The 26,760-nt window shown below is 46.4% G+C and carries 25 protein-coding genes and 1 pseudogene; 6 read left to right on the forward strand and 20 right to left on the reverse strand.

Annotated features, from left to right (window positions below):
* Window positions 1–189 precede the first annotated feature (189 nt).
* Window positions 190–1,725: a peptide MFS transporter gene (locus RT717_RS08890; protein WP_317491383.1), complete on the forward strand. Its 1,536-nt coding sequence runs from the start codon at window positions 190–192 to the stop codon at window positions 1,723–1,725.
* Here the strand turns inward: RT717_RS08890 and RT717_RS08895 are convergent.
* From RT717_RS08895 to RT717_RS08915, 5 genes are all read right to left on the reverse strand, one after another.
* A complete protein-coding gene (locus tag RT717_RS08895; protein ID WP_317491384.1) occupies window positions 1,722–4,730 on the reverse strand; it encodes a CHAT domain-containing protein in 3,009 nt (1,002 codons plus the stop codon). The genes RT717_RS08890 and RT717_RS08895 overlap by 4 nt on opposite strands.
* Window positions 4,731–4,861: 131 nt before the next feature.
* Window positions 4,862–5,767, reverse strand: a complete 906-nt coding sequence (locus RT717_RS08900; protein ID WP_317491385.1) for a DUF4249 domain-containing protein — start codon at window positions 5,765–5,767, stop codon at window positions 4,862–4,864.
* Window positions 5,768–5,770: 3 nt separating this feature from the next.
* Window positions 5,771–8,125, reverse strand: a complete 2,355-nt coding sequence (locus RT717_RS08905; RefSeq protein ID WP_317491386.1) for a TonB-dependent receptor — start codon at window positions 8,123–8,125, stop codon at window positions 5,771–5,773.
* 157 nt (window positions 8,126–8,282) lie between these two features.
* Window positions 8,283–9,914: a chaperonin GroEL gene (gene groL, locus RT717_RS08910; RefSeq protein ID WP_317491387.1), complete on the reverse strand. Its 1,632-nt coding sequence runs from the start codon at window positions 9,912–9,914 to the stop codon at window positions 8,283–8,285.
* 46 nt (window positions 9,915–9,960) lie between these two features.
* Complete coding sequence (locus tag RT717_RS08915) at window positions 9,961–10,239, reverse strand: co-chaperone GroES (RefSeq protein ID WP_317491388.1); 279 nt, start codon at window positions 10,237–10,239, stop codon at window positions 9,961–9,963.
* A 289-nt stretch (window positions 10,240–10,528) separates the two neighbouring features.
* On the opposite strand from RT717_RS08915, the gene RT717_RS08920 reads away from it, so the two are divergent.
* Window positions 10,529–11,242 carry a hypothetical protein gene (locus RT717_RS08920; protein ID WP_317491389.1) on the forward strand — a complete coding sequence of 238 codons (714 nt, stop codon included), beginning with the start codon at window positions 10,529–10,531 and terminating at the stop codon, window positions 11,240–11,242.
* A 56-nt stretch (window positions 11,243–11,298) separates the two neighbouring features.
* Here the strand turns inward: RT717_RS08920 and secG are convergent, their stop codons facing one another.
* The 5 genes and pseudogenes from secG to miaB all read right to left on the reverse strand — a co-directional run bounded on the left by secG (window position 11,299) and on the right by miaB (window position 16,081).
* The gene (secG, locus tag RT717_RS08925; protein ID WP_317491390.1) at window positions 11,299–11,667 is read right to left on the reverse strand and encodes a preprotein translocase subunit SecG; all 369 of its coding nucleotides are present in this window, start codon (window positions 11,665–11,667) and stop codon (window positions 11,299–11,301) included.
* A gap of 6 nt (window positions 11,668–11,673) precedes the next feature.
* Window positions 11,674–12,756 (reverse strand): hypothetical protein, encoded by a 1,083-nt coding sequence (locus RT717_RS08930; RefSeq protein ID WP_317491391.1) that lies wholly within the window; start codon window positions 12,754–12,756, stop codon window positions 11,674–11,676.
* A 37-nt stretch (window positions 12,757–12,793) separates the two neighbouring features.
* Complete coding sequence (gene lptE, locus RT717_RS08935; protein ID WP_151999949.1) at window positions 12,794–13,324, reverse strand: LPS assembly lipoprotein LptE; 531 nt, start codon at window positions 13,322–13,324, stop codon at window positions 12,794–12,796.
* Window positions 13,308–14,596 (reverse strand): annotated as a pseudogene (locus RT717_RS08940) (sigma-54 interaction domain-containing protein). Before RT717_RS08940 ends, lptE begins: the two are co-directional and overlap by 17 nt.
* 30 nt (window positions 14,597–14,626) lie before the next feature.
* Window positions 14,627–16,081, reverse strand: a complete 1,455-nt coding sequence (miaB, locus tag RT717_RS08945; protein ID WP_317491392.1) for a tRNA (N6-isopentenyl adenosine(37)-C2)-methylthiotransferase MiaB — start codon at window positions 16,079–16,081, stop codon at window positions 14,627–14,629.
* A gap of 316 nt (window positions 16,082–16,397) precedes the next feature.
* Here miaB and RT717_RS08950 point away from each other — a divergent pair, with 316 nt between their 5' ends.
* From RT717_RS08950 to RT717_RS08965, 4 genes are read left to right on the forward strand one after another with little or no spacing between them, the layout of a single operon-like run.
* Entirely contained in the window at window positions 16,398–16,907 is a 510-nt protein-coding gene (locus RT717_RS08950) for a gamma carbonic anhydrase family protein (protein ID WP_317491393.1), read from the forward strand.
* A gap of 7 nt (window positions 16,908–16,914) precedes the next feature.
* Window positions 16,915–17,457: a DinB family protein gene (locus RT717_RS08955; protein ID WP_317491394.1), complete on the forward strand. Its 543-nt coding sequence runs from the start codon at window positions 16,915–16,917 to the stop codon at window positions 17,455–17,457.
* Window positions 17,458–17,460: 3 nt separating this feature from the next.
* Window positions 17,461–17,979, forward strand: coding sequence for an acyl-CoA thioesterase (locus RT717_RS08960; protein WP_317491395.1), 519 nt, complete (start codon window positions 17,461–17,463; stop codon window positions 17,977–17,979).
* On the forward strand, window positions 17,976–18,338 hold the full coding sequence (locus RT717_RS08965) for a phage holin family protein (RefSeq protein WP_317491396.1): 363 nt from the start codon (window positions 17,976–17,978) through the stop codon (window positions 18,336–18,338). The genes RT717_RS08960 and RT717_RS08965 overlap by 4 nt, the downstream gene beginning before the upstream one ends.
* On the opposite strand, the gene rimK is transcribed toward RT717_RS08965, so the two are convergent.
* The 10 genes from rimK to RT717_RS09015 all read right to left on the reverse strand — a co-directional run bounded on the left by rimK (window position 18,335) and on the right by RT717_RS09015 (window position 26,620).
* Window positions 18,335–19,243: a 30S ribosomal protein S6--L-glutamate ligase gene (rimK, locus tag RT717_RS08970; RefSeq protein ID WP_317491397.1), complete on the reverse strand. Its 909-nt coding sequence runs from the start codon at window positions 19,241–19,243 to the stop codon at window positions 18,335–18,337. The genes RT717_RS08965 and rimK overlap by 4 nt on opposite strands.
* A gap of 142 nt (window positions 19,244–19,385) precedes the next feature.
* Window positions 19,386–19,826 (reverse strand): YybH family protein, encoded by a 441-nt coding sequence (locus RT717_RS08975; RefSeq protein WP_317491398.1) that lies wholly within the window; start codon window positions 19,824–19,826, stop codon window positions 19,386–19,388.
* A 4-nt stretch (window positions 19,827–19,830) separates the two neighbouring features.
* On the reverse strand, window positions 19,831–20,766 hold the full coding sequence (locus RT717_RS08980) for a polysaccharide deacetylase family protein (protein WP_317491399.1): 936 nt from the start codon (window positions 20,764–20,766) through the stop codon (window positions 19,831–19,833).
* Window positions 20,763–21,854: a signal peptidase I gene (lepB, locus tag RT717_RS08985; RefSeq protein ID WP_317491400.1), complete on the reverse strand. Its 1,092-nt coding sequence runs from the start codon at window positions 21,852–21,854 to the stop codon at window positions 20,763–20,765. The genes RT717_RS08980 and lepB overlap by 4 nt, the downstream gene beginning before the upstream one ends.
* A gap of 34 nt (window positions 21,855–21,888) precedes the next feature.
* A complete protein-coding gene (locus RT717_RS08990) occupies window positions 21,889–22,608 on the reverse strand; it encodes a M23 family metallopeptidase (RefSeq protein WP_317491401.1) in 720 nt (239 codons plus the stop codon).
* 3 nt (window positions 22,609–22,611) lie between these two features.
* Window positions 22,612–22,944, reverse strand: coding sequence for a PadR family transcriptional regulator (locus tag RT717_RS08995; RefSeq protein WP_317491402.1), 333 nt, complete (start codon window positions 22,942–22,944; stop codon window positions 22,612–22,614).
* 64 nt (window positions 22,945–23,008) lie between these two features.
* Complete coding sequence (locus RT717_RS09000) at window positions 23,009–24,145, reverse strand: outer membrane beta-barrel protein (RefSeq protein ID WP_317491403.1); 1,137 nt, start codon at window positions 24,143–24,145, stop codon at window positions 23,009–23,011.
* Window positions 24,146–24,235: 90 nt separating this feature from the next.
* Window positions 24,236–24,739, reverse strand: coding sequence for a hypothetical protein (locus RT717_RS09005; protein ID WP_317491404.1), 504 nt, complete (start codon window positions 24,737–24,739; stop codon window positions 24,236–24,238).
* A 101-nt stretch (window positions 24,740–24,840) separates the two neighbouring features.
* Window positions 24,841–25,554 (reverse strand): LytR/AlgR family response regulator transcription factor, encoded by a 714-nt coding sequence (locus tag RT717_RS09010; protein WP_317491405.1) that lies wholly within the window; start codon window positions 25,552–25,554, stop codon window positions 24,841–24,843.
* Window positions 25,544–26,620: a sensor histidine kinase gene (locus RT717_RS09015; protein ID WP_317491406.1), complete on the reverse strand. Its 1,077-nt coding sequence runs from the start codon at window positions 26,618–26,620 to the stop codon at window positions 25,544–25,546. The genes RT717_RS09010 and RT717_RS09015 overlap by 11 nt, the downstream gene beginning before the upstream one ends.
* Window positions 26,621–26,760 lie beyond the last annotated feature (140 nt).

Consider the following 26,760-nt stretch of genomic DNA (forward strand, 5'->3'; position numbering starts at 1 on the left):
GGAATTTTTGGGTTATATGTTGTATTCAATGTAACTAGCTATTCGGTCAAAAGTGTTGACGATTGTCATCTCTGCAGCAGATTATTTGCAGGTTTTGTATGTCGGCAATATTTTCATTACTTGCGTTAATTTTACCCACCGAAAACGATTGCAATTTAGGTTTTTTACCTCGAGAAAAAGAAGAAGCATATGTCAAATAATGATTCTGCGAGTACCGCCACACCACAAATGTTTGGCCACCCCAAAGGCTTGTTCTATCTGTTTTTTGCCGAGCTATGGGAGCGTTTCAGCTTCTATGGTATGCGGGCGTTGCTGACGCTTTACATGGTTAATAAACTATTCGAGGCGTTTGCAGATAGAGACACCCGTTCGATTATTATTTATGCATCCTATGGAAGCCTGGTTTATGCAAGTACTGTGCTTGGCGGTAGGGTGTCGGACGCTCTTTTAGGTAACCGAAAGTCGATCATTCTTGGCGGTGTGATGATGTCAATCGGTCATTTCGTTTTGGCTATCGACAACCAGGCAACTTTCTTTGCTGGTCTCGCTCTGATCATCATCGGCACGGGATATTTCAAGTCAAATATCTCAACTTTTGTGGGCACACTTTACGAAAAAAATGACCCCAGACAGGACGGCGGTTTTACCATCTTCTACATGGGGATTAATATCGGAGCCTTCACAGCGCCCCTGCTTTGTGCGTGGCTTGCGAGTTCTTATGGCTGGCACTATGGTTTTGGTGCGGCAGGCGTGGGAATGGTGCTAGGCCTTGTTACGTTTGTTTATGGCTCCCGAAGTGGTGTGTTTGGAGATAAAGGCTATCCCTTGCAGCCAGAAAAGTTGGAAAAAAAGTGGGCGGGGTTGAAAGTTGGTGTTTGGGTGCCGCTCTTGTCATTTGCGGCTGTTCCCGTGATCACACTCATGATCTCCGATTACACTGTTTATACAATCGGGAGCATCTTTGAAGGTTCAATAGTAAGGTTCTTCTTTTATGTTTTATTGATAGTGATCATCGGGTACCTGGTTTGGGTAAGCGTTAAGCTCCCCAGGGAGGAATGGCAGAAGCTGGTCGTGGCCGTTTTTCTTACGATGTTTATGTCTTTCTTTTGGGGTTTTCACGAATTGTCGGGTAGTATTATTACGTTGTTTGCCGCCAGAAATGTGAACCTGGTGGGGATGGATGCAGCCGGCACCAACTCCCTGAACCCGTTCTTTATCGTAGTGTTTTCTATGGTGATGCCGGTTGTATGGATGTGGCTTTCGAAAAAAGGAAAGAATCCAAGAACACCCTATAAATTTGCCATGGGGCTTGCCCAGTTGGGTGTCGGTTTTTTCATTATCAGCTTGAGCAAGAGCTTTGCGGATGATAATGGCTTCGTTCCCTTTATCTTCCTTGTTGTCATGTACCTGTTCATTTCCACTGGCGAACTCTTTATGTCGCCCGTGGGGCTTTCAAAAATTACGAGCCTCTCACCTCTAAAGATCAAGTCGTTTATGATGGGTGTTTGGTTTATGTCTTCGGCTTTTGCCTTCCAGATCGGCGGGATGGTGGGAGAGTACCTTGCCATCGAATCGAACCAGGCGGCCGACCAGGTCGGAGGCTGGGACACGCTTGATGTGTACCTCAACGGCTTCGAAAAGATCGCCTATGTGTCATTTGGCTTCGCCCTGCTGGTGGTAGTGCTGAGTCCGTGGCTGAAGAAATGGATGAAGGAAGTTCACTAATGATTAACTTGTCGCTTAGCATTGTCTTCAGCTTCTAGTTTATCAATGTATTTTTCCCTCTCTGAAGAAATAACCACGAGAAGAGGAATGATCAAGAAAAAAAGAAGTACCCATATAAGGTAAGCATTGTCCTTTTCGGTAGTTACCTGCACTGGCTCTCCGTACGAAATGAGCTCAGCCCAGTTGTGGGGATGGGCAGAAAGCTTATCTGAGGTAGACAGGTATTCGAGTTTAGCATCACGAAGCGCTTTAAGCGTATTGCTTCCCAAAGACAGCTTTCTGAAAAAGCTGCCTACGATATTTTTACTATGCTCGTCATGCGCTTCCCAGAGCCCCAGAACCACTGCTCCACTGCCAGCAGAAAGAAAGGCCCTCACCATGCTGATCACAGCCTCACCGTGTGGGATCAACCCCATGCCTGTTTCAGTGGAAGTTAGTACGATGACATTGCCTGGCAGATCAAGATTGTAGATCTCATGGCTATACAAATTTCGCTCGATGTTGGTAGTTTTGCCCGGGTTGAATATCAGCTTTGGGTAGTCGATGGCATCACCATGAATCAAAAGGTAGAGAATTTCGAACCGGGGTGCCATTCTGATAAAGGCATCTTTTGTTGCCTGCTCTCCTCTGAAGGTCAAGCCTTCAAAATACAGCCTTGAGTTCTTGATCTCCTGCATGATATAGGCAGAAGCGGTATCACTGCTGCTAAACCGGCTTTTTAATGCAAAAGAAGTCAACTGTGAATTGTGCTTTGGCAATACAGGAGGGTGATCAAGAAGCATCTCAGCGGAGGTGATGTAGGAGATGGTGGCAGATTTGATGAGATAAGGCAAGCTATTGTAGCCGGTAGGATTGGACGGTACTTCTGTTATAAGTGTCTCAAACGGAATCAATTTGATAAGCCCGTCGGGTGCTATAACGATGGTTTTTTCACTTGGTAGGTTCGGCAGTAGCGGCTCCAGAACATCGTTGTAAAGAATGCTTGAGCTTTCTATGAAATCAATCATTTCATCCTGGGAAAATTCAGCCGGTGTTGCCCAGAAATGAGATAAGAACCGGTGTATTTTACCTTCAAACTCAGCGTTTACTTCGTTTTCGATGAACATCCTCGATGAGTCACTCACGCTGAGACCATATACATGACGATTTCCATAGAAATATTCGATCAGGTGAATATTGGAATGATTATGGAAATCCATGAAGGTGACGTCGTCAAAGAGCGAATACTCTGTGCTGCTGGTTTTCATATAATTCTGCGCCTTCACTCTCCAGGTCACCATTTTGTCAAAGCTCTCAATCAACAGGTTCTCTCTGGCTAACCTTTCATCGTCGTTGATGGCCAGCTCCAGCTCATCGATACGGTGCAATATTTCTTTGTTCAAAACGTCGAAAGTTGACTCCAATGAATCGGGAAGCCCTACTTTGTTAAGAAACATGGCCTCTGCAGCTTCTTTTCTAATGCGCATCAGCTTGTCATTTTCTATAAGCTGTAGCGCTTTTACCCAATAAGCTTTGTCGCTTGTTTGCTGATAGAGGTGATGCGAGGCGCCAAGCGCATATTCGGTAAGTAGATGAAAATTGGTTATTCTGTCTGGTATTACCTGTTCCTCCGGAAGACCATAGGAAGTGTTATATCTGGTGTATTCCAATGTAGCTTCCAGCATGCTCAAACCAGTTGCTAGTCTTTCTGTTGAAACATCCCCCGCACTAACGATGGCAATGGCAATTTTTTCCATAGCAGCCATTGCTCGTGGCAGTAAATGGGCAACGATTTGCTTTTCCCTCACTTTGTTAAGCAGGTCGTCAATGGTCAGGCCCGTATCAATTGTTTTCAAACTTTGAGTGTAGAATCGGAAAGCTGAGTCTGGCAAGTTTGCTGCGAAAAAGTAGTCGGCCCTCGCTATAAGGGCCTTGAAAATTTCAGGGCTTGCAGGAGCCGAATTTGCTTTTTGGTATTTGAGGTAGGCCGAACTAAGCTTGTTGGCCTGTACCAGATTGCCTTGTTTGAGGTAGAGAGTGGCGAGCCTGTATTGGGTGTCCGGATTGGCGTTGATGTCGTCTGATGACGTTAGCGAGCTTAGGCGCTCTTCTACCAAAATTGCCGAGTCGAATGAGTGTGTAGCTTCATAAGCCATCGACAACGCAGGGTAGTAGTAAGTCTTGTTGAAGGTCTGGTCTTTGGGATTGTAGGTGTTGCGGAGGTAAATGGCCCTGGTTAGATGTTTGATGGCATCTTCCGGCTCGTTCAATTCAATATAGAGCGTTGCCATCAGGAAGTTCAGGTTGGCAATAAAATCATAGTGAACCGACTCTTCCAGAGAGTCCATGATGTGAAGTGCCTCCTGACTGTAGTCAATAGCTTTTTCTTTTTCATTCAATTCATTCGCTGTCTGAGCCATGGCAAAGCTAGTACGAGCCTCGATGATAGGCATGTTAACTTTACCTTCTTCCGATAGGGAGACGGCTTTGTTGTAGTAGTAGACAGCTGCTAAATCGTTGTTGACTGTGTTTCTGTAAAAATTGCCAAGCTCAACCCAGCTGAGGAATTTGAGCTTGTTGTCGTTTATCTCTTCTGCCAAAAATGCCGCATTTCTAAAGCTGTGTAGCGCAGAGTCTTTTTGGTTGGAGTCGCTGTAATACCTTCCCCAAAAGAGTAAATTTTCGCTTCTAAGGTTTTTATATTCCGTATTGGAGGGAAGTTGCGCCCTGGCTTCTCTTAACCTGTCTCTGCTTTTAGTCTTTAAATCGAGTTCCCTATACAAGTCTGCACTCTCGTTAAGCGCTCTTAGCCGGTTCGTGTGGCTGCTGCTAAAATCTGTCAACACAAACTCCCAATATTCCAGCGCCAGTTCAAACTGATTCATCTGCTTCAGCGAATCTGCTTTCAGCATCTGAATTTCTATTTCAGTTAGCACTTTGGTGGTGTCTTTTTTGGGGTCGTTGGCAGCCTCTGCCTGAAAGCAGGTAAATGCTATTGCGATGAGGGTGATCAGCTTGGCTTTCATAAGAAGAATTCAGGTAGAAAGGTAGCCAGAATAGCGAAGGCGAGCAAATAAGACCACCTCTAAATCAGGTATTGCAGCAAGCAGGGATTTTCCCCTGGGTGGATACTGAATAAGTGCCGTTTCGAGCCAGACTATTCTGCTTTGCGAACTGTAACGGTGCTTGTGGTCTGTTGATAGGCACCAAAGATGCCGTAGCCATTCTTGACATTATTGTAGACAGGCACTGGTTCGGCAAATGGGTCTCCGTCCAATGATCGCTGAAGGTTGGCGGTTTGCTTGTACTTAAACATAGAGTAGGATATCTCCCGCAGGGCAACCAAAACTTCGACTTCATCAACTGCCTCATTCCAAAACGGGTAGATATAGGTGTTGAAATTGATTTTAACTGTTTTGCCGTCTACAACATCGTCGGAAAAAGTCCAGAATCGATCCGAGTAATATTGCTCAACCGTGAAGATTCCGTCGTCGCTATCAATAGGGTATTGAACCATCACAGTATCAACGACAACATACTCTCCGGTATCTTCGTCTCGCTCATAATACAATTCTGGCCCATACAAGCCGATTTCATAGTAATTCTCGCCTTTTGGGTCGTCGAATTCAATCGTCATGCTGTATTGCTGCTGGTTATACTCGTCATTAGCGTTTTTGGCGAATATTACTTTGTTGAGCTTCACATTTTGGCTGGGAACGACGTCTGTGGCAGTTACAGTCTTGTAGTTGGTTTTCGATGCTTCAATAGTGTATGTGTGACCTTTTACAGGCTTCAATGTGCCCTGGTAGCCATCTTCGCTATTCTGCACGAGGGTTTCCACAAGGACCTCACCGTCATAGATATTGACTGTTGCTTCCGGTATTATCGAAAACTGATTGTTGCTCAGGATATTTTGACTGGCTGTAAGTTGCACCTGAAATGTGCTGTCGGGGTTGATCGTGCTATGAACTGTGATAGAAGGTGGCTTAAGAGGAATGTCTACATCAACCACAACTTCACACGATATTGCACAAACCGCAAGTAGGACGATTAAATATCTCATAGTTTAGAATTCAAAGTTGTAACGAACAGACGGGATAATTGGGAATAAGCTGTACTGCTTAAATTTTTTGTTGCCACTTCTATCGTACCCAATGTCCATAAAGAACGGGTTCGACCGACTATATGCATTGTATGCGCCAAAGGACCAGGTTTGCTGCCCCCACTTCTTTTTCTTTGTCTTGCTCACACTCACATCGAGGCGGTGGTAAGCCCGCATTCGATAATTATTCCGTGATGGGTAATAAAGGAGCTCATCATAAAAATAATAGGTTGGACGACCTGGCCCGCCGTTGAATTGACCCTGACCGGCGTACCTTTCTTCGGGCAAGCTCACTGCATTGCCCGTGCCGTACACCCAGGTTGCGCTCAGCTCAAAATCGTCCCGAAGTTTATAGATGCCCACAAGGCTCACATCATGGCGTCTGTCGTATTTATAAGGATAGGTTTTACCGAAATTCAAATCGGGGAAGGTTCTCTCAGTTCTTGAAAGCGTGTAACCTATCCACCCGGAGAACCTCCCGGTCTTTTTCTGGATGAGCAGCTCTGTGCCATAACTCACTCCGTTGCCTGTTGATACTTTGTCTTGCCAGTCTTTCTGAGGGTCGAGGTAGCTGGCGCCTTCGCTGTACTCGATCAGGTTGGTCATGTCCTTGTAATAAGCCTCAATGCTCACTTCGTAGGTTTTGGTGATGTTCTTGGCTACACCAATGGCCACCTGAGAAGAGTATTGAGGCTTGATGTTTTTGGTGGCAGGTACCCATAAGTCGGTAGGGAGGCCTATGCTGCTGTTGGTGAGCAAGTGAATGAACTGCGCCATGGTGGCATAAGAAGCTTTGATGGCCAGCCCGCTGTCGAACAGGTAACGGGCGTTGATCCTGGGTTGCACTTTTTGGTACCAAATATTATTGACATTGAAGGCTGAAAAGTGAACTCCAGCATTGACTCTGATCGCTTTCGAAATAGTCCAGTCATCTTCAAAATAGGTGGCAAGTTCCAGTCCTCTGGTTTTGCTGGAGCCAAGGGTGGTGTCCGCATCGTTCGAGGCAGTGTAGGCCAGAATACCGGGATTGAAGGTGTGATGGATGGCGCTGGCCCCTGCTCTTAGCTGATGGTCGATATGGGGGGTAAACTCAAAGTCTGTTTTAAGTGCCAGGTCGTGAATACCTGAGAAATACCGGGTGGCACCGCTGTCCTCGGTTGTTTCGGTAGGGGTGGTTGATTTGTTGTAATATTCCTGAAAAATGTCGAACTGATACTTGCTATAGGTAGCTGTTACGTTGCTGAAGATCTTGGGAGTGAAAACGTGGTTCCACCTGAAGGCGGAAGTGATATTGCCCCATTTGAGGCCAAATTCATCTTTGTAGTCGTATCTGGTATTATCTGATATATAAAAATCTTTGCTTCTGGCATAGGCCTTGTCGTCGCCTGTGTAGGTGCTGAGGTAAATTCTGTCCCGGTCGGAGAAGGTGTAGTTGACCTTGGCGTTGAGGTCGTAAAAAAAGTAGCCGGCTGTTTCTCCACCGTCGGTTGTCGCCTTGATCAGGGGCCTCGCCAGAATGTCGATATAAGTTCGGCGGGCGGAAACGATAAACGACGATTTTTCCTTTTTCAGCGGGCCTTCCAGTGTAAGCTTTGACGAAATAAGGCCGATAGAACCGGTGCCTTTCAATTTTTGGTTGTTGCCCTCTTTCATGGAGATGTCAATTACTGAAGACAACCTGCCTCCATAGCGGGCAGGGAAGCCGCCCTTGATAACCTCCACATTATTGATAGCGTCCGCATTAAAAACAGAGAAGAAGCCGAACAGGTGAGAGGCATTGTAAACCGGCACGCCATCAAGAAGGATGAGGTTTTGATCAGGCCCGCCACCACGCACATACAAACCACTGCTACCTTCTGAACCTGATTGAATGCCTGGCATAAGCTGCAAAGCTTTGAAAATGTCGACCTCGCCAGCCAGGGCAGGGAGCGATTTGATCTGGTCTACGGGAATCCCGATTCTACTCATTTGTGGCATATCGACGAGGTCTTCTTCGGCCGTCACCACTATCTCATCGAGCATGCTTTGTGGTATCAGCCGGATGGAAAGCTCCACATTGCCATTAAGATTGATGAGTGTATCTATGGGTAAATAGCCGACATATGAAAAAACCAGGTGAACCTCTGAGTAGGATAGGGGCAGCGTGTAATAACCAAAATGATTCGTAGTGGTGCCTTTCAAAGTGCTTTTATCAAACACATTGGCACCGATAAGGCTTTCACCTGTTTCACGATCCCGTACGTAACCTGAAATGGTGTTCGATTGAGCAAGGGTAATAGTTGTAACACATAAAAGGTTAAAAAGTAGCAGGTATCTCATGGTAAAAAAGTAGGTTGACGTTAGGTAACGTTGAAAAATGACACAAATTATACCAGATAAGTTGTGAAAACCTATGTCGTTGACGTTTTGGTCAGCGGAAAAAAAGAAAGGCGCTGAATTTCAGCGCCTTTGCAAATATATGAATGTTGATGAATGATTACATCATTCCGCCCATTCCTCCGCCACCTGGCATTGGAGGCATAGACTTCTCATCTTCTGGGTTCTCAGCTACTACAGCTTCGGTAGTAAGCAGAAGTGCAGCGATAGAGGCAGCATTTTCAAGCGCAAGGCGAGTTACCTTAGTAGGGTCAATCACACCAGCCTTGAACATGTTTTCGAAAGTGTCAGTGGCAGCATTGTAACCGAAGTCATTTTTGCCTTCTCTGATTTTCTGAACGATCACTGAACCTTCACCGCCAGCGTTTTCAACGATGGTTCTCAAAGGAGACTCCAAAGCTACACGGATGATGTTCACACCAATCGCCTGGTCTTCGTTGTCAGTTTTCAGTTTGTCAAGAGATTCGATGGCACGGATAAGTGCAACACCACCACCAGCTACTACGCCTTCCTGAACGGCGGCTCTTGTAGCGTGAAGGGCATCATCTACTCTGTCTTTCTTCTCTTTCATTTCCACTTCAGTGGCAGCACCGATGTAAAGTATAGCTACGCCACCAGAAAGCTTAGCAAGTCTTTCCTGAAGTTTCTCACGATCGTAGTCAGAAGTTGTTGCTTCGATCTGCGCTTTGATTTGGTTCACACGACCTTTGATGTCAGCAGCAGTACCAGCACCATTAACAATAGTAGTATTGTCTTTGTCGATGTTGATTTTCTCCGCTCTTCCAAGTGAGTCAAGTGTAGCGTTTTCCAGCTTGTAACCTCTTTCTTCTGAGATTACAGTACCACCTGTCAGGATAGCGATGTCTTCCAACATTGCTTTTCTGCGGTCGCCGAAGCCAGGAGCCTTCACAGCAGCTACTTTTAGTGCACCACGGATTTTGTTTACCACAAGCGTAGCAAGCGCTTCGCCGTCTACATCTTCAGAGATGATAACAAGTGGCTTGCCTGTTTGAGCAGTTGCTTCAAGTACAGGAAGCAATTCCTTCATGCTGCTGATCTTCTTGTCGTAGATCAGGATGTAAGGGTTCTCAAGGTCAGCCTCCATTTTCTCCGTGTTAGTCACGAAGTATGGAGAAAGGTAACCACGGTCAAACTGCATACCTTCTACAGTTCTTACCTCAGTTTCCGTTCCTTTAGCTTCTTCAACGGTGATCACACCGTCTTTACCCACTTTGTCCATTGCATCGGCAATCATTTTACCGATTTCAGCATCACCATTAGCAGAGATACCAGCTACCTGAGCGATTTCGCTAGAGTTATTGATGGTTTTTGACTGGCCTCTAAGGTGCTCAACAACAGAAGCAACTGCTTTGTCGATGCCACGCTTAAGGTCCATTGGGTTAGCACCAGCGGCTACGTTTTTGATACCTACTGTGAAGATCGCCTGTGTTAGAACAGTCGCAGTAGTAGTACCGTCACCAGCAGCGTCAGCAGTTTTGGAAGCAACTTCCTTCACCAGCTGAGCACCCATGTTTTCGATAGGGTCTTTCAATTCGATTTCTTTGGCAACTGACACACCGTCTTTTGTTACGGTAGGAGCACCAAATTTCTTGTCAAGAATGACGTTCCGACCTTTAGGTCCAAGCGTTACCTTCACTGCATTTGCAAGTGTGTCAACGCCCTTCTTCAGTTTGTTTCTTGCGTCGGTATTAAAGAAAATTTCCTTTGCCATAGTTTTCTGTGTTTTTACTCTTTACAGATAATGTTTTGTTGTCTAATTAGATTACGCCAAAAATGTCAGACTCTCTCATGATAAGGTAGTCTTTGCCATCAATGGCGATCTCAGTGCCAGAGTATTTGCCATATAGTACCTGATCACCAACTTTTACGTTGATAGGCTCATCTTTCTTGCCAGTGCCAATAGCCACGATCTGACCTTTTTGTGGCTTTTCTTTAGCAGTGTCGGGAATGATGATACCAGAAGCTGTTTTTTCTTCTGCAGGTGCTGGCTCCACCAGCACTCTGTCTGCTAATGGTTTGAAATTTACTTTTGACATATTGGTTTTGAATTTTAGTGGTTATTTAAATTCTATGTACCACCGCTTGCACATCTTGTGCCACTCACGATTTGCCTGCCAAGTCATGCCAATTTGAACCATTTTGGCTCTCAACTGTCAGTGTTGGCTTGCAAAGATGACAGTATGCCTGACAAATTTTCATTGCGTGGCATAATCTCGACAGGCAATGTCAGCCAGGAGGCGGAAAAGTTGGCTTCATTTCTGCAACCACTTGACTCGTTGCTTCAAGCTTTTTATATTTTGATGTGTGATAAAAAAATCAACGAATATGGAACAATTGAAAGTGGATTGGTTAACCGATGGATTGATTGATTTTGAGTACAAGAAGTATGTGCTTTTGGCCTACCTTAAGAACGTTAAAGCAAATTTCGACGACAAAAAGCTCTATCCGTTTATGTCAGACATGGTTTTTCACTACCAAAACCTGATGACCATAAAGAGCAACAAGTCGTTGCTGTATGAAAACTTCCCTAAGTCCATCTCCAAAGCCGATTTTAGCAAGCTGAAGCTTACCTACAAAAAGCTGGTAGAGGACGACGATCTGATGCTTGAAATAGAGAGTATTGTGGAGTTTGCGATGCCGAAGTTTCAGAATGCCCTGGAGGTAGGGAAGGAAATTTATGAGTTTGTGGAAAATAACCTGGAGTTTGTGCCAGTCGGCGTTACACCCATTTACACCAACGAAGGCTACTTGTTTTTAAGCCAGGATGTGAGCAGCGACGTGAATATATACCAGTATCAGCTCACTTTCTTTGAGCAGTCGAATGAGAAGTTCAGGGGAATCAATACTCATTTTCTGAAGAGAGAAGAAAGAACGCTATCAAACACCTTCGAACAGATCAAGCTCAAGCTGGTGAAGAAGTTTGCCGACTTGCCCAATCCTGCCACTTACGCCATCGTCAGCAAGCGGTTTTTTCCGTTGCCGGAAACACTACTTCCAATAGCCAAAAGACTACTTGTGCGAAATATCAGTATCTCTTAAAAAAAGAAAGCCCAGCCAACGCAAGTCGACTGGGCTTCTATACTTTTCGGTATTTTTTACTGCTGAGTAGTGTCAGTGTCCAGGTTCAACGGAAGAGCCTCTTCTTCAGCGCCACCATCCGTTGGCATGCCAGGTATGATTGTTTTCTCCTGAGCTCTGTTAATGTTGGGGCTATTTATTCCAGAGTCTCTGGCGGCTGTGTCAAGAAAGAAATTGGTTGACAGACTTAAAACCATGATGGCGATAGCCAAGCCCCATGTTGCTTTTTCAAGAATGTCGCCTGTTTTTTTCACACCCATTACCTGGCTGGCACCTGCTCCACCAAACTGGCTGGAAAGGCCACCACCTTTAGAATTTTGTGCCAATACTACTAATACAAGCAATAAAGCTGCGAGTATTGTTAAACCTATTATTACTGCTAACATGAAGGGTTATTTTTGTAAATCTGCAATACGAGCCGCAAAGTACGCCTTTTTCTCAGGAATTTTCAAAATTAATTTCTCATAAACCTCAACGGCTCTTTCATTTTTCCCCTGCCTGGTGAGAATGAGGGCCAGATTCTCCGTTACCAGCTCGTCTTTCAACTTTTGTGAAGGCTCCGAAAGGTCTTTTGTAGCTACTTTTTGACTTTCCTGCGTCTGTGGTTTGATCGAAGGGTTGGTCTTTATAAAGGCGTCAATGATGCTTGCTTGATCGTTTTTTTTTATGGGGTTAGCAACAGTATTGCCCGTTGCCGGTTTGGACGCTGAGGAGCCTGCTGCTTTGTCCTTAGTCGCCCCGGCAGATTTTTGCTTTGCCTGCCCTGAAGGGGTAGTTTTAGCTATTTTTTTTTTGGTAGCCGAAGTGTCCCTGGCGGAAGTTTTAACCGTTTTTTTTTGACTGGGTTTAGGTTTCTCCTGGTTACTGGTGGCCTTTTTTACAGCTTTGGCCTGGGCCTCTTCAAACTCTGCATCTTCAAGCTTTCGTTCCACTTCAAGGTAGTGAGACTTGGTCTTTTTCAATGCCTCCAGGTTGGCAAACACTTGCTTCAGAAGATCGTCGTGCTCCGAGTCGCTTAGGTGCTCATGCGAACTGTAGTCGGTGTCGGATGGTGCAGGATCCGGCTCAAAAGGAGGTACCTCAGCCTCTTCTTTTTGTGCTGGCGCTACAACTGTCACTGGAGGAGCCTGCGGTGTTTCTGCTACCGGCTCTTCAACCACCTCAGATTGCTCAGCAGGGGGCTTTTCCTCATTTGTAGGCTCTACTGGCGGTGATTCGATGATGGCAGTATCTGGTTGGCTGATGTTCCCCGCCAGAAGCTCTTTCAGGTACATCCTGTCGGTGGCGTACAGCGCTGCTTTCACAACGCTTTTTTGAGCGTCGGGGGACGATTGACTCTTGTTGCCAATGGCAACGAGGGTGTGGGCTCCCTGAAAATAGGGGTAGTCTGCAGCCATCTCCTCAATGTCCTTCAATTGACCGATAGTGATGGCTTTAGGATTGCGAATAATTTGCAGTACCTCTTTTTTGTTCACAGTAAATAGGTTTATGGCAATTGAAAGTTATGAAAAATTACCAATTAGCCACAGAACTATTAAATATATCGAGAACGATCTGATCAAATATCTCTTCGACGAATGACTGCTCTTCGGATGAAAGGTTGGTGCTATTTTGATCAAAATCCCGGTAGAAGGAGAAGTTTCTGCTTTGGTAGTTGAAGGTTTCGTCTTTGGTATTGGTATAGGAAACCTTCACTGAAATAGTGATCCTGGTCAGGGCGGAATAGCTCAGTCCGGATGTGTTGTTGGCCTGGGGTGCTACCGGTGTCAGGGTGTAGTTTTCGATGGTGCCCTCAAACTGCAAGTCTCCTTCATCCTGTACCAGGGTGAGGCTTGTGTTCTTAGTGAAGTAGTCCTTTAGCTTTTCAGTAAAGAGCACACTCATGTTGGATGGGCCGAGCGGTGAGTTGTTGTAGAAGGTTTGAATGGATGCCGTTTTTACATCAGGTGAAATGTTGGCACCGGTGAATGAATAGACACCACAGCCTGACAAACCACCAAGCAATAGCAGCAAACAGAGCAGGTGGCTATTCTTCAATCTCATACTGTTTGATCTTGCGGTAGAGCGTTCTTTCCGAAATGCCAAGGTCCTGTGCTGCATATTTTCTCTTATTGTTGTTTTTTAACAACGCCCGAATGATCATTTCCTTTTCTTTCTTTTCTAATGAAAGTGATTCTTTCTCAAGATCTTCCGCCTCGTGGGTAATGTCTTCGATCCGGTTGGGGTCATACTTGCCCGAATGGCCAGACGAGGATTGGGATGGTTGAATAAGGTAGGGAGTAGAAGAGGGCTCGTCAGTTATGTCCTCAACCTCCTGATCCATGTCTTCGAAGAGGTTCTGATGATCTCTTAAAATTTCGTTTTTGCTTCCTTCGCTATCATCCAGCAGCCTGAATACAAGCTTTTTGAGTTCAGACACGTCCTTTTTCATGTCGAAAAGGACTTTGTAAAGTATGTCTCTTTCGGAGAATGAGCTCTCGCCATTTACCTGCGACCTCAGCAACGCTGGTAGTCTTGACTCATTTTGGGGCAGATAGGTGGCCAGCCTTTCCGCAGTCACTTCCCGCTCCATTTCCAACACCGACATTTGCTCTACCAGGTTTTTGAGCTGCCTGATGTTGCCGGGAAATCTGAATTTGAGTAGAACGATTTTGGCCTCCGGAGTTAGCTTGATAGGAGTGACCCTGTACTTTTCGGAGAAGTCGGCTGCAAACTTTCTGAAGAGCAGGTCGACGTCTTCCCCCGCTCCCTAAGCGCCGGCACATAGATCGGGACGGTGTTCAGTCTGTAGTACAGGTCTTCCCTGAATTTTTTGTTTTCTACGGCTTCCAGCAGGTTAACGTTGGTGGCTGCTATTACTCTTACGTCGCCTTTTTGCACCTTGGAAGAGCCCACCTTGATGAACTCACCATATTCCAGCACCCGAAGGAGCCGGGCTTGCGTGCTCATGGGCATTTCGCCGATCTCATCGAGAAATATTGTTCCGCCGTTGGTTACTTCAAAATATCCTTTTCGGGCTTCGTGAGCACCCGTAAATGAGCCCTTCTCGTGACCGAAAAGCTCAGAGTCAATAGTGCCCTCCGGAATAGCGCCGCAGTTGATGGCAATGAACTGGCCATGCTTGCGGTGACTGAGCGAATGAATGATTTTGGAAAAGGATTCCTTACCACTACCACTTTCGCCGGTGATGAGCACACTCATGTCGGTAGGTGCCACCTGCGAGGCTACCTGAATAGCATGATTGAGCGCCGGACTGCTGCCAACGATACCAAACCTCTGTTTTATACTCTGAATTTCCTCGTCTCTCACTGCCATCAACGTCTGTGAACAAAAATAAAAGTGTGATTACTTCACGGCCTCTCCAAGGAGCGTTCCGCCTGTGCATTCTTTTACCAGCACATCGACATACTGTCCTTTTTTGAAATGCTCCTTCGGGAAAACGATTACTTTGTTGGCTGAATTGCGGCCCTGAAGATGTAATTCAGACTTTTTGGAAGCTCCTTCAATCAGTACTGTATGTACTTTATTCAACTCTCGCTGATTTCTTTCCAGTGCATGAAGCCTTTGTTTATCGATGATCTCCTGCAGCCTGCGTTTCTTCACCTCCAGCGGTATGTCGTCTACATACTTTTTTGCTGCCAACGTGCCAGGCCGCTCTGAATAATAAAACATGTAGGCAAAGTCGTAGGTCACGTAGTCCATCAGCGACAGCGTATCCTGGTGCTCTTCCTCGGTTTCGTTGCAAAAGCCCGCAATCATGTCGGACGAAATGCCACAATCTTCGCCGAGTATCCGGCGAATGGCATCTACCCGGTTGATATACCACTCACGGTCGTAGGTGCGGTTCATTCTGTCAAGTACGGCTGAGCTCCCGCTTTGAACTGGCAAGTGAATGTATTTGCAGATGTTGTCATACTTTTTCATTGTATGCAACACCTCGTCGGTAATGTCTTTTGGGTGCGAGGTAGAAAACCTGATCCTCAAGTCAGAATGTACCCTTGCCACCATTTCGAGCAGGTGGGCAAAGTTGACGACGTCCTCTATTCCCTCTTTCTCCAGTCTTGCCTTGTTATTTTCCAGGTGGGACCATTTATAGGAGTCTACGTTTTGGCCCAGCAGCGTCACCTCCCTGTAGCCATCGCTGAACAGTTGGGTGGCTTCAGCCACTATAGAGTAGGGGTCACGGCTGCGCTCTCTGCCACGGGTGAAGGGCACAACACAGAAGGAGCACATGTTGTCGCAGCCCCTCATGATAGAGATAAAGGCTGTTACACCGTTGGAATTGAGCCTTACCGGACTGATATCGGCGTAGGTTTCTTCTCTTGAAAGGAACGTGTTGACGCCTTTTTCGCCTTCTTCGGCTTGCCCAACCAGCAGTGGGAGGTCTCTGTAAGCATCCGGGCCCACAACCAGGTCCACGATCTTTTCTTCCTCCAGCAACTTTGACTTTAGTCGCTCAGCCATACAGCCCAACACCCCAATGAGCACTTCCGGCTTGCGTTTTTTTACGGTTTGAAACTGACCAAGGCGGTGTCTGACAGTTTGCTCCGCTTTTTCTCTGATAGAGCAGGTGTTTAGTAAAATAAGGTCAGCATCCTCGTAAGAAGAGGTAGTGTCAAAGCCATCTTTTTTTAGAATAGAAGTCACTATTTCACTGTCTGAAAAATTCATCTGGCAGCCGTACGACTCGATGTACATTTTTCTTGCTGTGGGGTTATTCGACTCCTTTGATATTTTGACAGTCTCGCAGGCGGCTTCCTCCGGAGAGATGATGTCTATGTCGTTAATTATTTGATCCATATGCTTTAAACACAAACTGGGAGCGCAAAAGCAGCACCTCATTCAATAAGTGTGCAAAGTTAACAATTGGGCATGAAAATGACAGAATGGCAGTAAAATAAAAAGGAGACAACAAGCCTCCTTCTTATTTTCATACATCAAATAATTAAACCTACCTAAAACTCAGTTGCGCTTGCTTTGCTGACACCCACAGAGCAATTTCTTATTGCTTATCGCCTATAATAGCATGGCGCTTGGTTGGTAAACTACCCGGGCGCAATTATGTTTGCGGTATTATATATTTTTTGAGAAGAAAAAGTTCAGCAAAGTCATTCTTATGGCATTAATCAAAGCCGTAAAAGGCAAATACCCCAGCTTCGGAGTTAACTGTTGGTTTGCAGAAAACGCAACCATTGTCGGTGAAGTAGAAATGGGCAACAATTGTACGGTGTGGTTCAATGCGGTTGTTCGGGGGGATGTGAATGTCATTAAAATAGGTGACAATACGAATATCCAGGACGGCGCAGTGATTCACTGTACTTACCAGAAGTTTGCGACCACCATTGGCAGCAATGTTTCGATTGGGCACAATGCGATTGTGCACGGTTGCACTATACACGACAATGTGCTGGTGGGCATGGGTGCCATAGTAATGGATGGAGTTGTGGTAGAGTCGGAGGCTTTGATAGCTGCAGGGGCGGTTGTTCTTGAGGGAACTAGAGTTGAAAGCGGCTTTATTTACGCCGGAGTTCCTGCCAGGAAAGTAAAACCTGTAAGCGAGGAGCTTCGTCAGGTATTCACACGGACGGCAGGTAATTATATCAAGTATTCAGAATGGTTTAAATAGTTTCACTATGAGTCAGTATTTAGTTTCGCAGGTGTTGGATCAGAGGCCGGCTTACGATGAGTATCCGGCTTTCTATCACAAATATGTCGACGCACTTCCATCAGGCAATTTGCTGCATATTCTCGAGGACCAGCTTCACACATTTTCTTTCATGCTTGAGAGAATCGAAAAAGACCAGTGGGACTATCGGTATGCCGAAGGTAAATGGTCGGTAAAAGAGGTGCTTGGGCATATTATCGACGCAGAAAGGGTGTTTGCTTTCAGAGCGGCCACGTTTGCCAGAGGCGATAAAAACGAGCTTCCGGGGTTTGATGAGAACGCCTATGTTGAAGAAAGTGACCTTGCCGGGGTCAGCCCTGAAAGCCTGCTGCTGCAGTTCAGCCATTTGAGGAAGAGCAACATTCTGCTCTATGCTTCATTCACCAGGGAGGCGATTTCGAGAACGGGCGTTTCCAATGGGAAGTCAATTAGTGTGGCTGCGATTGTATTCATTACTGCCGGCCATTTGCAGCACCATATGAATATATTGAAAGAACGTTACGGCCTGTAGCCTATGTTTAAGTACGACCCCAATAGGAAATACCCAAAGGAGACAGAAATGAAGGCAGTGATTCGCTTTCAGGACTGCGACCCGCTGCAGCATTTGAACAATGCCAAGTACTTCGATTATTTCTTCAATGCGAGAGAGGATCAGGTGCCGAAGCTTTATGACATCGAACCATCTGAAATTTTCATCAAGTACAAGCAGTCGTGGGTGGTGTACAATCACCAGATCGCCTATGTAAGGGCGGCGATGATGGGGGAGTGGGTGACACTGATCTCCAGAATTATTTGGCACGACAAGCAGAATGTGCTGGTAGAATATGTGATGCTCAACAAGGAAAAGACGCAGCTCAAGACCGTGCTATGGACCCATCTTCGCTATATTGATGTGATGAAAGGGCGGTCAGCGGATCATCCGGAAGTGATCGAGAATTATCTGAAAGCGGCTTCCATTGAGGGATTTGACCATACTTTGATTACTTTTAACGAAAGAATTAAACAAATAAAAGACGGACTAATAAGCCTATGAATTTCCTGATCAAGCTTCTACTCTCAGCTATTTCGGTAATCCTTACGTCTTACTTATTACCAGGGGTTACTGTCGAAGGATTTTGGGTTGCCTTTCTGGTGGCGGTGTTTCTTTCGCTGCTCAACGTAACGCTAAAGCCAATTCTGGTGTTGTTTACCATTCCCATTACTTTCTTAACGCTGGGATTGTTTCTTTTGGTGATCAACGCACTGATCATTATGATTGCCGACTACTTTATCGATGGTTTCTATATAGATAACTTCTGGTGGGCACTTGCCTTCAGTCTTATCCTCTCCATCATCAATTCTATGCTGAATGAGCTGAGCGCCAAATCAGACAACCCTGACCGTCGTCGTTAGGCGTTGATTTTGTCCTTTTGAATTTTACTCAAAGGGGCATTCTTTTCAATGTACTGGATGATTTTGCTGGCGACGTCAACGCCGGTGGCAGACTCAATGCCTTTGAGGCCAGGCGATGAATTCACCTCTATAATTAATGGCCCTCTGGACGACTGCAGCATATCGACACCAGCTACCTGAAGTCCAAGCGCTTTGGCCGCTTTGATGGCTGCAGCAGTTTCTACCTTGCTCAGTTTGATGATGTCGGAGCTACCGCCCCTGTGTAGATTGGAACGAAACTCGCCTTCTTTCCCCTGCCTTTTCATGGCACCCACCACCTTGCCATCAACCACAAAGGCCCTGATGTCGGCCCCTTTTGACTCCTTGATGAACTCCTGCACAATGATCCGGGCTTTCAGGTTGTGAAAAGCCTGGATAACTGATGCAGCAGCCTTTTTTGTTTCAGCCAGCACCACGCCAAGCCCCTGAGTTCCCTCCAAAAGCTTGATGATGACAGGCGCACCGCCCACCTCTGAAATGATTTCATCCACATCCATGCTGTAGTTGGTGAATACCGTTTTAGGCAAGCCAAGCCCGTCTCTTGAGAGTATCTGAAGGCTGCGCAGCTTGTCTCTGGAACGGATAAGGGCCTGAGATTCTACTGTGGAAAACACCTTTTTCATTTCGAATTGCCTGACTACAGCCGACCCGTAGAAGGTCACGGATGCACCAATCCTTGGAATGACGGCATCGTAGTTTTCCAGGTATTTTCCATTATAATAAATGGCTGGTTTTTTCTGCTCGGTGATGATGATACATTTCAGATGGTCGATCACATCTACCTCGTGCCCATGCTGTAGGGCAGCTTCGACCAGTCGTTGGGTAGAATAGAGTTTTGCATTGCGAGACAGGATGGCAATTTTCATCAAAAGGGGACTTTTTTCTAATGTGGTTAATGTCGCCGAAAGGTAGGCTAATTCACCAATAGTCCAAAAAAGTTGGAGAGGCTGATGAAAATATATAAGCCGGGCAGGCGAAGGAAGAAGGCAGCAGGCGATGCCGGAAAAATCATTTTGAAACAGCCCGGTTCCAAATGTCCAGGTAGATCTTCCATTGTCCATCCAGCTTTTTCCAAACAATCACATACTTTCCCCTCACGCCCTGAAAAGGGTTGCCATCATTGATGCCGCTTACTTCGTAGTAGCCATGATCATAGGCGGTGCTGCCATTGACGACGATTTCCACCGGATATATCTTGTGGAAGGTAGTAGTAGTGCCTGGCCTTGGTGTCCAATACGACTTAATGTCTTTGGTTCCTTTGATGATGTCAAACCCATTTGGGAAGATCGATGCGTCTGGAGTGTAGGCATTGGCAATGGCCTCTGTGTCCCTGTGGACTATGGCGTCAGAAAAGTCGGCGATATTCCTCCTGATAATCGTTTCGTCGTCGATTTGGGCGTAGGCCGCTACCGAGTAGGAGAGTAAGAAGAGAAGAAATATGGTTTTCATTTTTTTATTCTGAGAGTCCGGAATAGTCGAGTACAAACTGGGGGCAGCGAGGCTCACCCTTAAAGAAATCGCCCTTTTTTCCTTGTGTAACGGCCCATCTGTCCATCCAGGAGATGCCGGCGTTTCCTACAAAATGATCAGGCGTCGTGTAGGCGTCGTCTTTCAGGGCCTCAGCAAGGCTAACAAAACTGTAGCCAATGCCCTGATAGGCGTCGAGCAGCGCTCCCAAATAATACGAATTCAGCAGGTTTTCGTGAATGAGCAACGTGTGTGCAATGGGCCTGCCGAAAAGTTTCAGGCATTGCTGCTCATAGTATTTTACTTTTTCGGCCATGTAGCTGATGTAGGCAGTGCCTATTTTGTCCATCATTGCGTTGTCCGATGCTTTGAAGGCCTTATCGAAGGCACTTGCGAAAATCCATTCTGAGTTGTCGATGGTGACAGGCGCTTCGATGTACCCGTGGGCTTGGAGGTACTCTTCCAAAGCTTTTACCTTTTCCTCGGTGTTTCCCCTATGCAAGTAGGGGTGCCTGAAGTATCGGTAGGGCTTTCCGGCATCTGCCATCAATTTTTTAGTGATGGATTCCCCTTTTTCAATGATTTCGAAAAATTGCTCTGGCGTCAGCTGATTGTAGTCAATATGGCTGTAGGTGTGGTTGCCCAGCTCGAGTCCACTGCTGATCCAGGCAGTCAGCATGTCGTAGCGATAGTCAATTATTTTACTGCCACGGTACAGCTTCTGCTCGTTAACGAACCCAATGGCTGGCACCTTTCTCTCAGTGAGGTGAGCAAGCAGCCTTGCATTCAATTCTATCAACGTCACGGAATCGTGGCCTCCCATTTGTGCTGGCAGGTCGTCGATGGTGATAGCCATTGTCTTAGGTTGTGCCACCGCACCAAGGCTGGCAAGCAGGAGCAGGGCAAGCAGTTTGTTTTTCATTCTTTGATCAGGTTAAATAATCGGCCCCAGCGGATTCGGGCAGGCAATGTATACCAGGGCCCTTCCTCTGAGGAAAATAACACCATGACTGGCTTACCAACGATGTGGTCTTCGGGAACAAAGCCCCACGTGCGGGAGTCCTCCGAGTTGTGTCGGTTGTCGCCCATCATGAAGTAGTAATTTTGCTGGAAAGTGTAAGTACTCGTTTCGTAGCCGTTAATATAGAGCTTTCCGTCTGTGATTTCTGCATTTTTCCAGCCTTCGAAGCGTACGATCACTGCGCCGTACACCGGCAGGCTTTGGTCATTGATTTCAATAGTGTCTCCCTTTGCCGGCACCCATACCGGGCCAAAATTATCCGTTGTCCAGCCGTGCGGTGCTGCCTTAGGAAAGCTGGCCGAATCGCTGAAGCTGTAGTTCATTACCACATGCTCTACTTTGCTAATGAACGGCAGCTGTTTGATTTTTTCGGCAGTGGCAGGTTCGGTCTGCACGTAGTACCCACCATTCACTTCCTGATGCTCACTTATGTTGTTGGCTTCAAAGAAACGATCTTTCAGTGGCTGCTTGCCAGCAATAAAATAGCTCGACTGGAGGTGAGCTGGCAATGGCATCACAGAGTCGTTTACCACAAGCAGGCCGTCGACTACTTTCAGCGAGTCGCCAGGCAGCCCTACGCACCGCTTTACCCAGTGCGACTTAAGGTCGGTGGGGTGCTGGTCTTCGTACGGATAGTTGAAGACCACCGGCTCCATCCGTTTCACCTCCCTAAAACCGGGCAGCCGGTACATGGGCAGTTGTATCCAGTTGACATAGGAAGGGATTTCGGTGCCCCAGAACTTTTGATGAGTGAGGGGAAACTGGATAGGCGTGGCCAGGGTGCGGGTGCCATAATGCAGCTTGCTGACCACAATCACGTCGCCCACCAGCATGCTTCTTTCCATGGAGGGCGTGGGAATGATGAATTGTTCGAACAGCAGCCAGCGGAAAAGCGTGGCCACCACGACGGCAAACAGGATGGACTCTACCCAGTCTTTTAGGGCAGACTTCTTCTTTTTACCCGCTTTAGCAGGCATGGTATCAATCATGGGAGACCGGATTAGTTATTGAGAAGTGTGCCTGTTATTTTTCTTCGCCGAAGTATTGCGATGGGTCTACTCTTTTTCCGTTGTGTATTACCTCGTAGTGGAGGTGTGGGGCTGTGGACCTGCCTGAATTACCTGACAAGGCAATCTGCTGACCTTTTTCCACCTTATCACCTACTTTTACTTTGGCTTCCAAAAGCTGGGCATATATGGTCTGGTAACCTTCGTCATGCTTAAGCGTGACCATGATGCCATAGCCGTCGGGGTCGTTGACCACTTTTTCAACCACGCCGTCTGCCGTGGCTACAATGGAAGTGCCCGTGGGCGTTACTATGTCGACACCTAAGTGCATCTTAGTCTTTTTGTCAAAGGGATCCTTTCTTTGTCCAAAAGCCGAGCTAACCCTAAAATCCTTGTCTGTAGGCTTTCTGTCGGGCCTGTCTTTGGCACCTACATTTACCACGATAAAAAGCAGACCTATGGCCATCATAGGCGTGATCCAGCCCAGAGGCTGCTTCTTCAACTGGTAGTAACGGCGGGTTCTCTTCACCTGTTTGCTGACTTTTTTCATTTCGTTTTTGCCAAATGTGCTCAGAGAGATATTGAGAGCAAGTTCAAATGAGTGCCCTCCCTCCATGTATGCTTCTATGGCGCAGCAGGTGTGATCAAGCAGCTCATTGCCAAGGATTGTGTTGCCACACTGAGCATCGATTGCCTGCTCTACGGTTTTGATTTGTGCTTCTGTGAGTTCTCTCATGACTTAAGAGGTTTTGGGGTTCAATAAAAATTGCATCGTGCTGATAAAGCTGGCAAACTCCTCAAGTTTACTGGCAGTTTGTATGTTGCCTTTTGGCGTCAAAGAGTAGTACTTCCTGATACGTTTGCCAATGTTGACGGTTTCAGTCACCAGCAGCCCTTCGGCTTCGAGTTTGTGCAAAGAGGGATACAGGGCTCCTTCAGTGAGCTGTATTTTACCCTCAGTTTGCTCTTTCACTTTTTGAGTGATTTCGTAACCGTACATCCTGCCATTCTCTGCCAGCAACTTCAAAACGATGGTTTGAAGGGTTCCTTTTAATAGTTCTTTCGAATACATAAGGCAAATATATATAGAAGTCTTATGTATTGTCAAGTAAATACCTAAGAAAATTAGGTATTACTCAAAAAGTCACCGCTACAAAGAACTCAGGGTAGGTTTTTCTATTGCTTCCGGTGTCTACGTCAGCGGTGTAGATAGAGTAGTTGACACCAACGACGGAGGTTATATAAGAATTGATCGGGATTTCAACACCTGCTCCGCCAGATACACCGAGATATTTGTTGGCCAAGGCGCCGGAGTCGACATAAACGTCCTCAGCAATTAATTCAAACTGACCATTTTGGAGTTTTACCTTATCGGACAGCGAATAGGCCTTTGTTGAGATGCCTAGCTGTAATGCTGGTCCGGCTTGGATATAAGGAGAGAATTTGTAGTTCGCAAATCTGTACTTTAGCATAATCGGTATATCCAGATCAGTATGCTTTAAGTAATGCGTGTTGTAGGACGTAGTAGCATCTTCGGGGCTATAGTTGTTGTTGGTGGCTGTAAACGAATGATATGCTACCATGGGTTGTGTGACGAGCAGTATTTGTGGGCTATATGAAATCGGAATTTCTACGATTGCGCCTAAAGACATCGTGACCATTTCCTCTGGCACTTGCGGAAAAAACTTGCTTTCAATTATGTTTTGGTAAATCTTCACGCCTACTACAGGGCCTATTCTGAACTTAGGGAATGGCTTGTGCACACAGTCGTTATACTGTGAAATGAAATACTTTAGGTTGGCCGATTTGTATTTTGCCAGCCCAATCGTCTTTTCCGTCAGGTAGCAGTCTTCCAGTTGCGCTGCAAGCACGTCTTTAAAGTAATTTTCATCTCCATTGTCTTCACCCAGAGCGATTATTTCTTCGCCTTTTTCCAGCAGATAGGACTTGCTTTTGCCCTGCTCCTGAAGCAGCAAAGCCACCTTCCCATTTTCAAGTTCTTCGAAAAACTGTTTTTTACCCTCATATTCTTTCGATACCCACTTTCTACCGTCGGGCAGGCCAAACTCAAGCGCTTCGTCCGGCGTAAAATCTTTCTTATTGCCGTTGTTAAACTCGAATGTGACTTTGTTGGGGTCGGGCTTTTCCAGGTCGTGAATGGCGCCGTAATAGAGGATGTCTTTTGTTTTCAGGTAAGCCTCCTTTTGAGCGGTGAGCATGTAAGGAAGAGCGAGCAGCAATAGTGCCAGGATAGGTTTCAGTGATTGTGACATGGTATATTAACAACTAAAAGCTGAATATACCTATGCCACATCACATCTAACAACCAAAAAAATTCATCATCTCCGGTTAATGGGCTTCTATTAGTGGGAGATTAGTTTTTTGTAACCCTTTTTCAGCTCTTCTTCTTTCGAAAAAGCCTCCTTTTCCCATTTTCGCTGCCGGTAGGGAATGCTTGCCGAATCAAATATCAGCTGCCCCTGCCAGCGAAACATGGTGTTGTTTATCCGCATCAAATCTCCCCTGGCATATTGCACCACATGCACCATTTCGTGGGCGAGCGCCCGGTTCAAGTCGTCAGTGGGCAGTGCAGCATTGAGCTTGATCATTACGTTTCGCATTTCCAGTACCTCATTTTCGCCGTGCACCATCATGCCGCTGATATTGTCCGGCAAGTTGTGAGAAAGCATCACCATAACGATGAGAGGCTGCCCGGACGCAATGTTTAGCTCATCGGCATAAAACCTGGCTTGTTCAATGATCTGTTCTGCGTTATCACCGAAGCCTGTTGAGTAAATACTTAGTTGGCGGCCTGCTGCGCTGCTACATATGAGGGCTGCGGCCAAAAATGAAAAAATCCAGTTCATGTTGTTCTGAGTTGACCATACTCAATGAACGTGACAGGGGATTATTTGCTTAAGCTGACCTTTGAAGAGTGGGTTTCCACTTAAGAACAACAGGTTTCACCCTACAAATGAATGTTTTGCAGGGTTAGCCGCTGCAGCACCTCTTCTTTGTAGGTGCGGCCAATGGGCAGGGTAGTGTTGGGTAATTCGATGTGAGAATTGCTAAAGGCTTTTATGTGCCTGATGGCCACGAGGTAGGAGCGGTGGATTCGCACGAAGTCCAGCTCAGGCAAGTCATTTTCGACGGCAGTGATGGAGGTGTAAGACACAACAGAGGCACCATCTGCCAAATGGAAAACCACGTGGTCACGGATGCTTTCCACAAAGTGGATCTCGCCAGCTTCAATTCTGAAGGTTTTGTTTTCGGCTTTGACAAGCAGCGTTTTTTGTTGCGTTGAGCCGACCATCAGGTCGAGCTCCTTCTTTCTGTCAAACGCTTTGTTCACTGCCTTCAGGAACTTTTCGAAGCTAATGGGCTTGATCAGGTAGTCTATGGCATGGGTGTCATAACTCTGCACGGCCAGGTCCCGGGAAGCAGTGGTGAAAATAATCATTGGCGTTTTCCCCAGCGTCCTGGCAAACTCAAGTCCGGTAACTTCAGGCATTTTGATGTCGAGAAAGACTACATCCACTGCCGCACTTCGCAGCCAGGTATTGGCCTCAGCCACATGCCTGCACTTGGCCACAAGTTGCAGGTTGTCGAGTCGTTCCACGTAGTTGTGGATAACCTCAATGGCCAGCGGCTCATCGTCTACTATCAGGCAGTTAAGCTTCAACGGGCACCTCCTTTCTTTGGTCTTCCAGCGGCAGTTGCACGGTCAGTGAAAAGCTCTCCGGAAGCTCTTTGAGCTTGAAATTGGCTCTTTTTCCATAAATCAGCTCAATGCGGCGCATCACATTTTGCAAGCCTACCCCATAGTGTGAGGTGGGTTTTCCCCTTTCGATAGGGTGGGACACTTTGGTGTTGTAAGTGCTAAAACACAGGTGCTTTCCTTTTATAGTCGCCTCAATGTTGATCGTAAAGAGGCCATTCTTATCAGGTTTTCCGTGCTTAAAGCAGTTTTCTACAAGGGGGATGAGCAACATTGGCGGAATATCATATCCATCAACGTCGTCAGGCAGCACCATCTCCAGCTTTAACTCGGTACCAAACCTGAGCTTTTCCAACTCCACGTAGTCTTGCAGGTGCTCCACTTCCGATTGCAGGCTTACCTTCTTCTTGTCTGACTCGTAAATCACATATTCCATCAGCGAGGAGAGCTTTAGAATGGCATCGGCTGCCTTGTCCGACTTGTTCAATACCAGCGAATAGAGGTTGTTGAGGGTATTGAAAAAGAAGTGCGGGTTGATTTGCGTCTTCAGGAAGGTGAGCTCATTGCGAAGGCGCTGCTGCTCTACCTGTTGCAGCTTTTGCTGCTGCAGGTATTGGCCTTTCAGTATTTTGATGGCCGACGTCACAAAGAGAATCATGGTGATGTGGCTGGCCGTGGCGCTGAACTTACGGGGAGCATAGAGCAAATCGGAGTTGAACTGATAGATGCCCGAAGCAATCATCGCCCTGATTACCTCCGATTGCAGTACCGTGGCCGCCAAAACAAGGCAAATCAAGCCGAGGCCATAGTAAAAGTACTTTCTGTGGCTTAGCAGCTTAGGCATGAGGAAGTACATATGCACGTAAACAACGGCTACTTTTACAGGGAGTTCTACAAATTGTGTAATGGGGGAGTACTCATAATACTCAATATAGATATACACCCGGTAGAAATAGTACGCTACCCAAAACAGGAGATGGGCATATACCCGGTTGTTAACATCAAATAAATTGGGTGCCAGTTGACGCATAATGTGCTATATGCCTCGTTTAACGGATTTTGCGGAAATGGTTGCGCTGGTGTAAGGTTTTGAGTGAAACAGCAAGATTGATGCATCCGCAAAATAATGGCAAATCGATGGTTTGGTCTGGTGCTGATAACGCAAAAAGC

The sequence above is a fragment of the Imperialibacter roseus genome (assembly GCF_032999765.1).
GTDB lineage: Bacteria > Bacteroidota > Bacteroidia > Cytophagales > Cyclobacteriaceae > Imperialibacter > Imperialibacter roseus.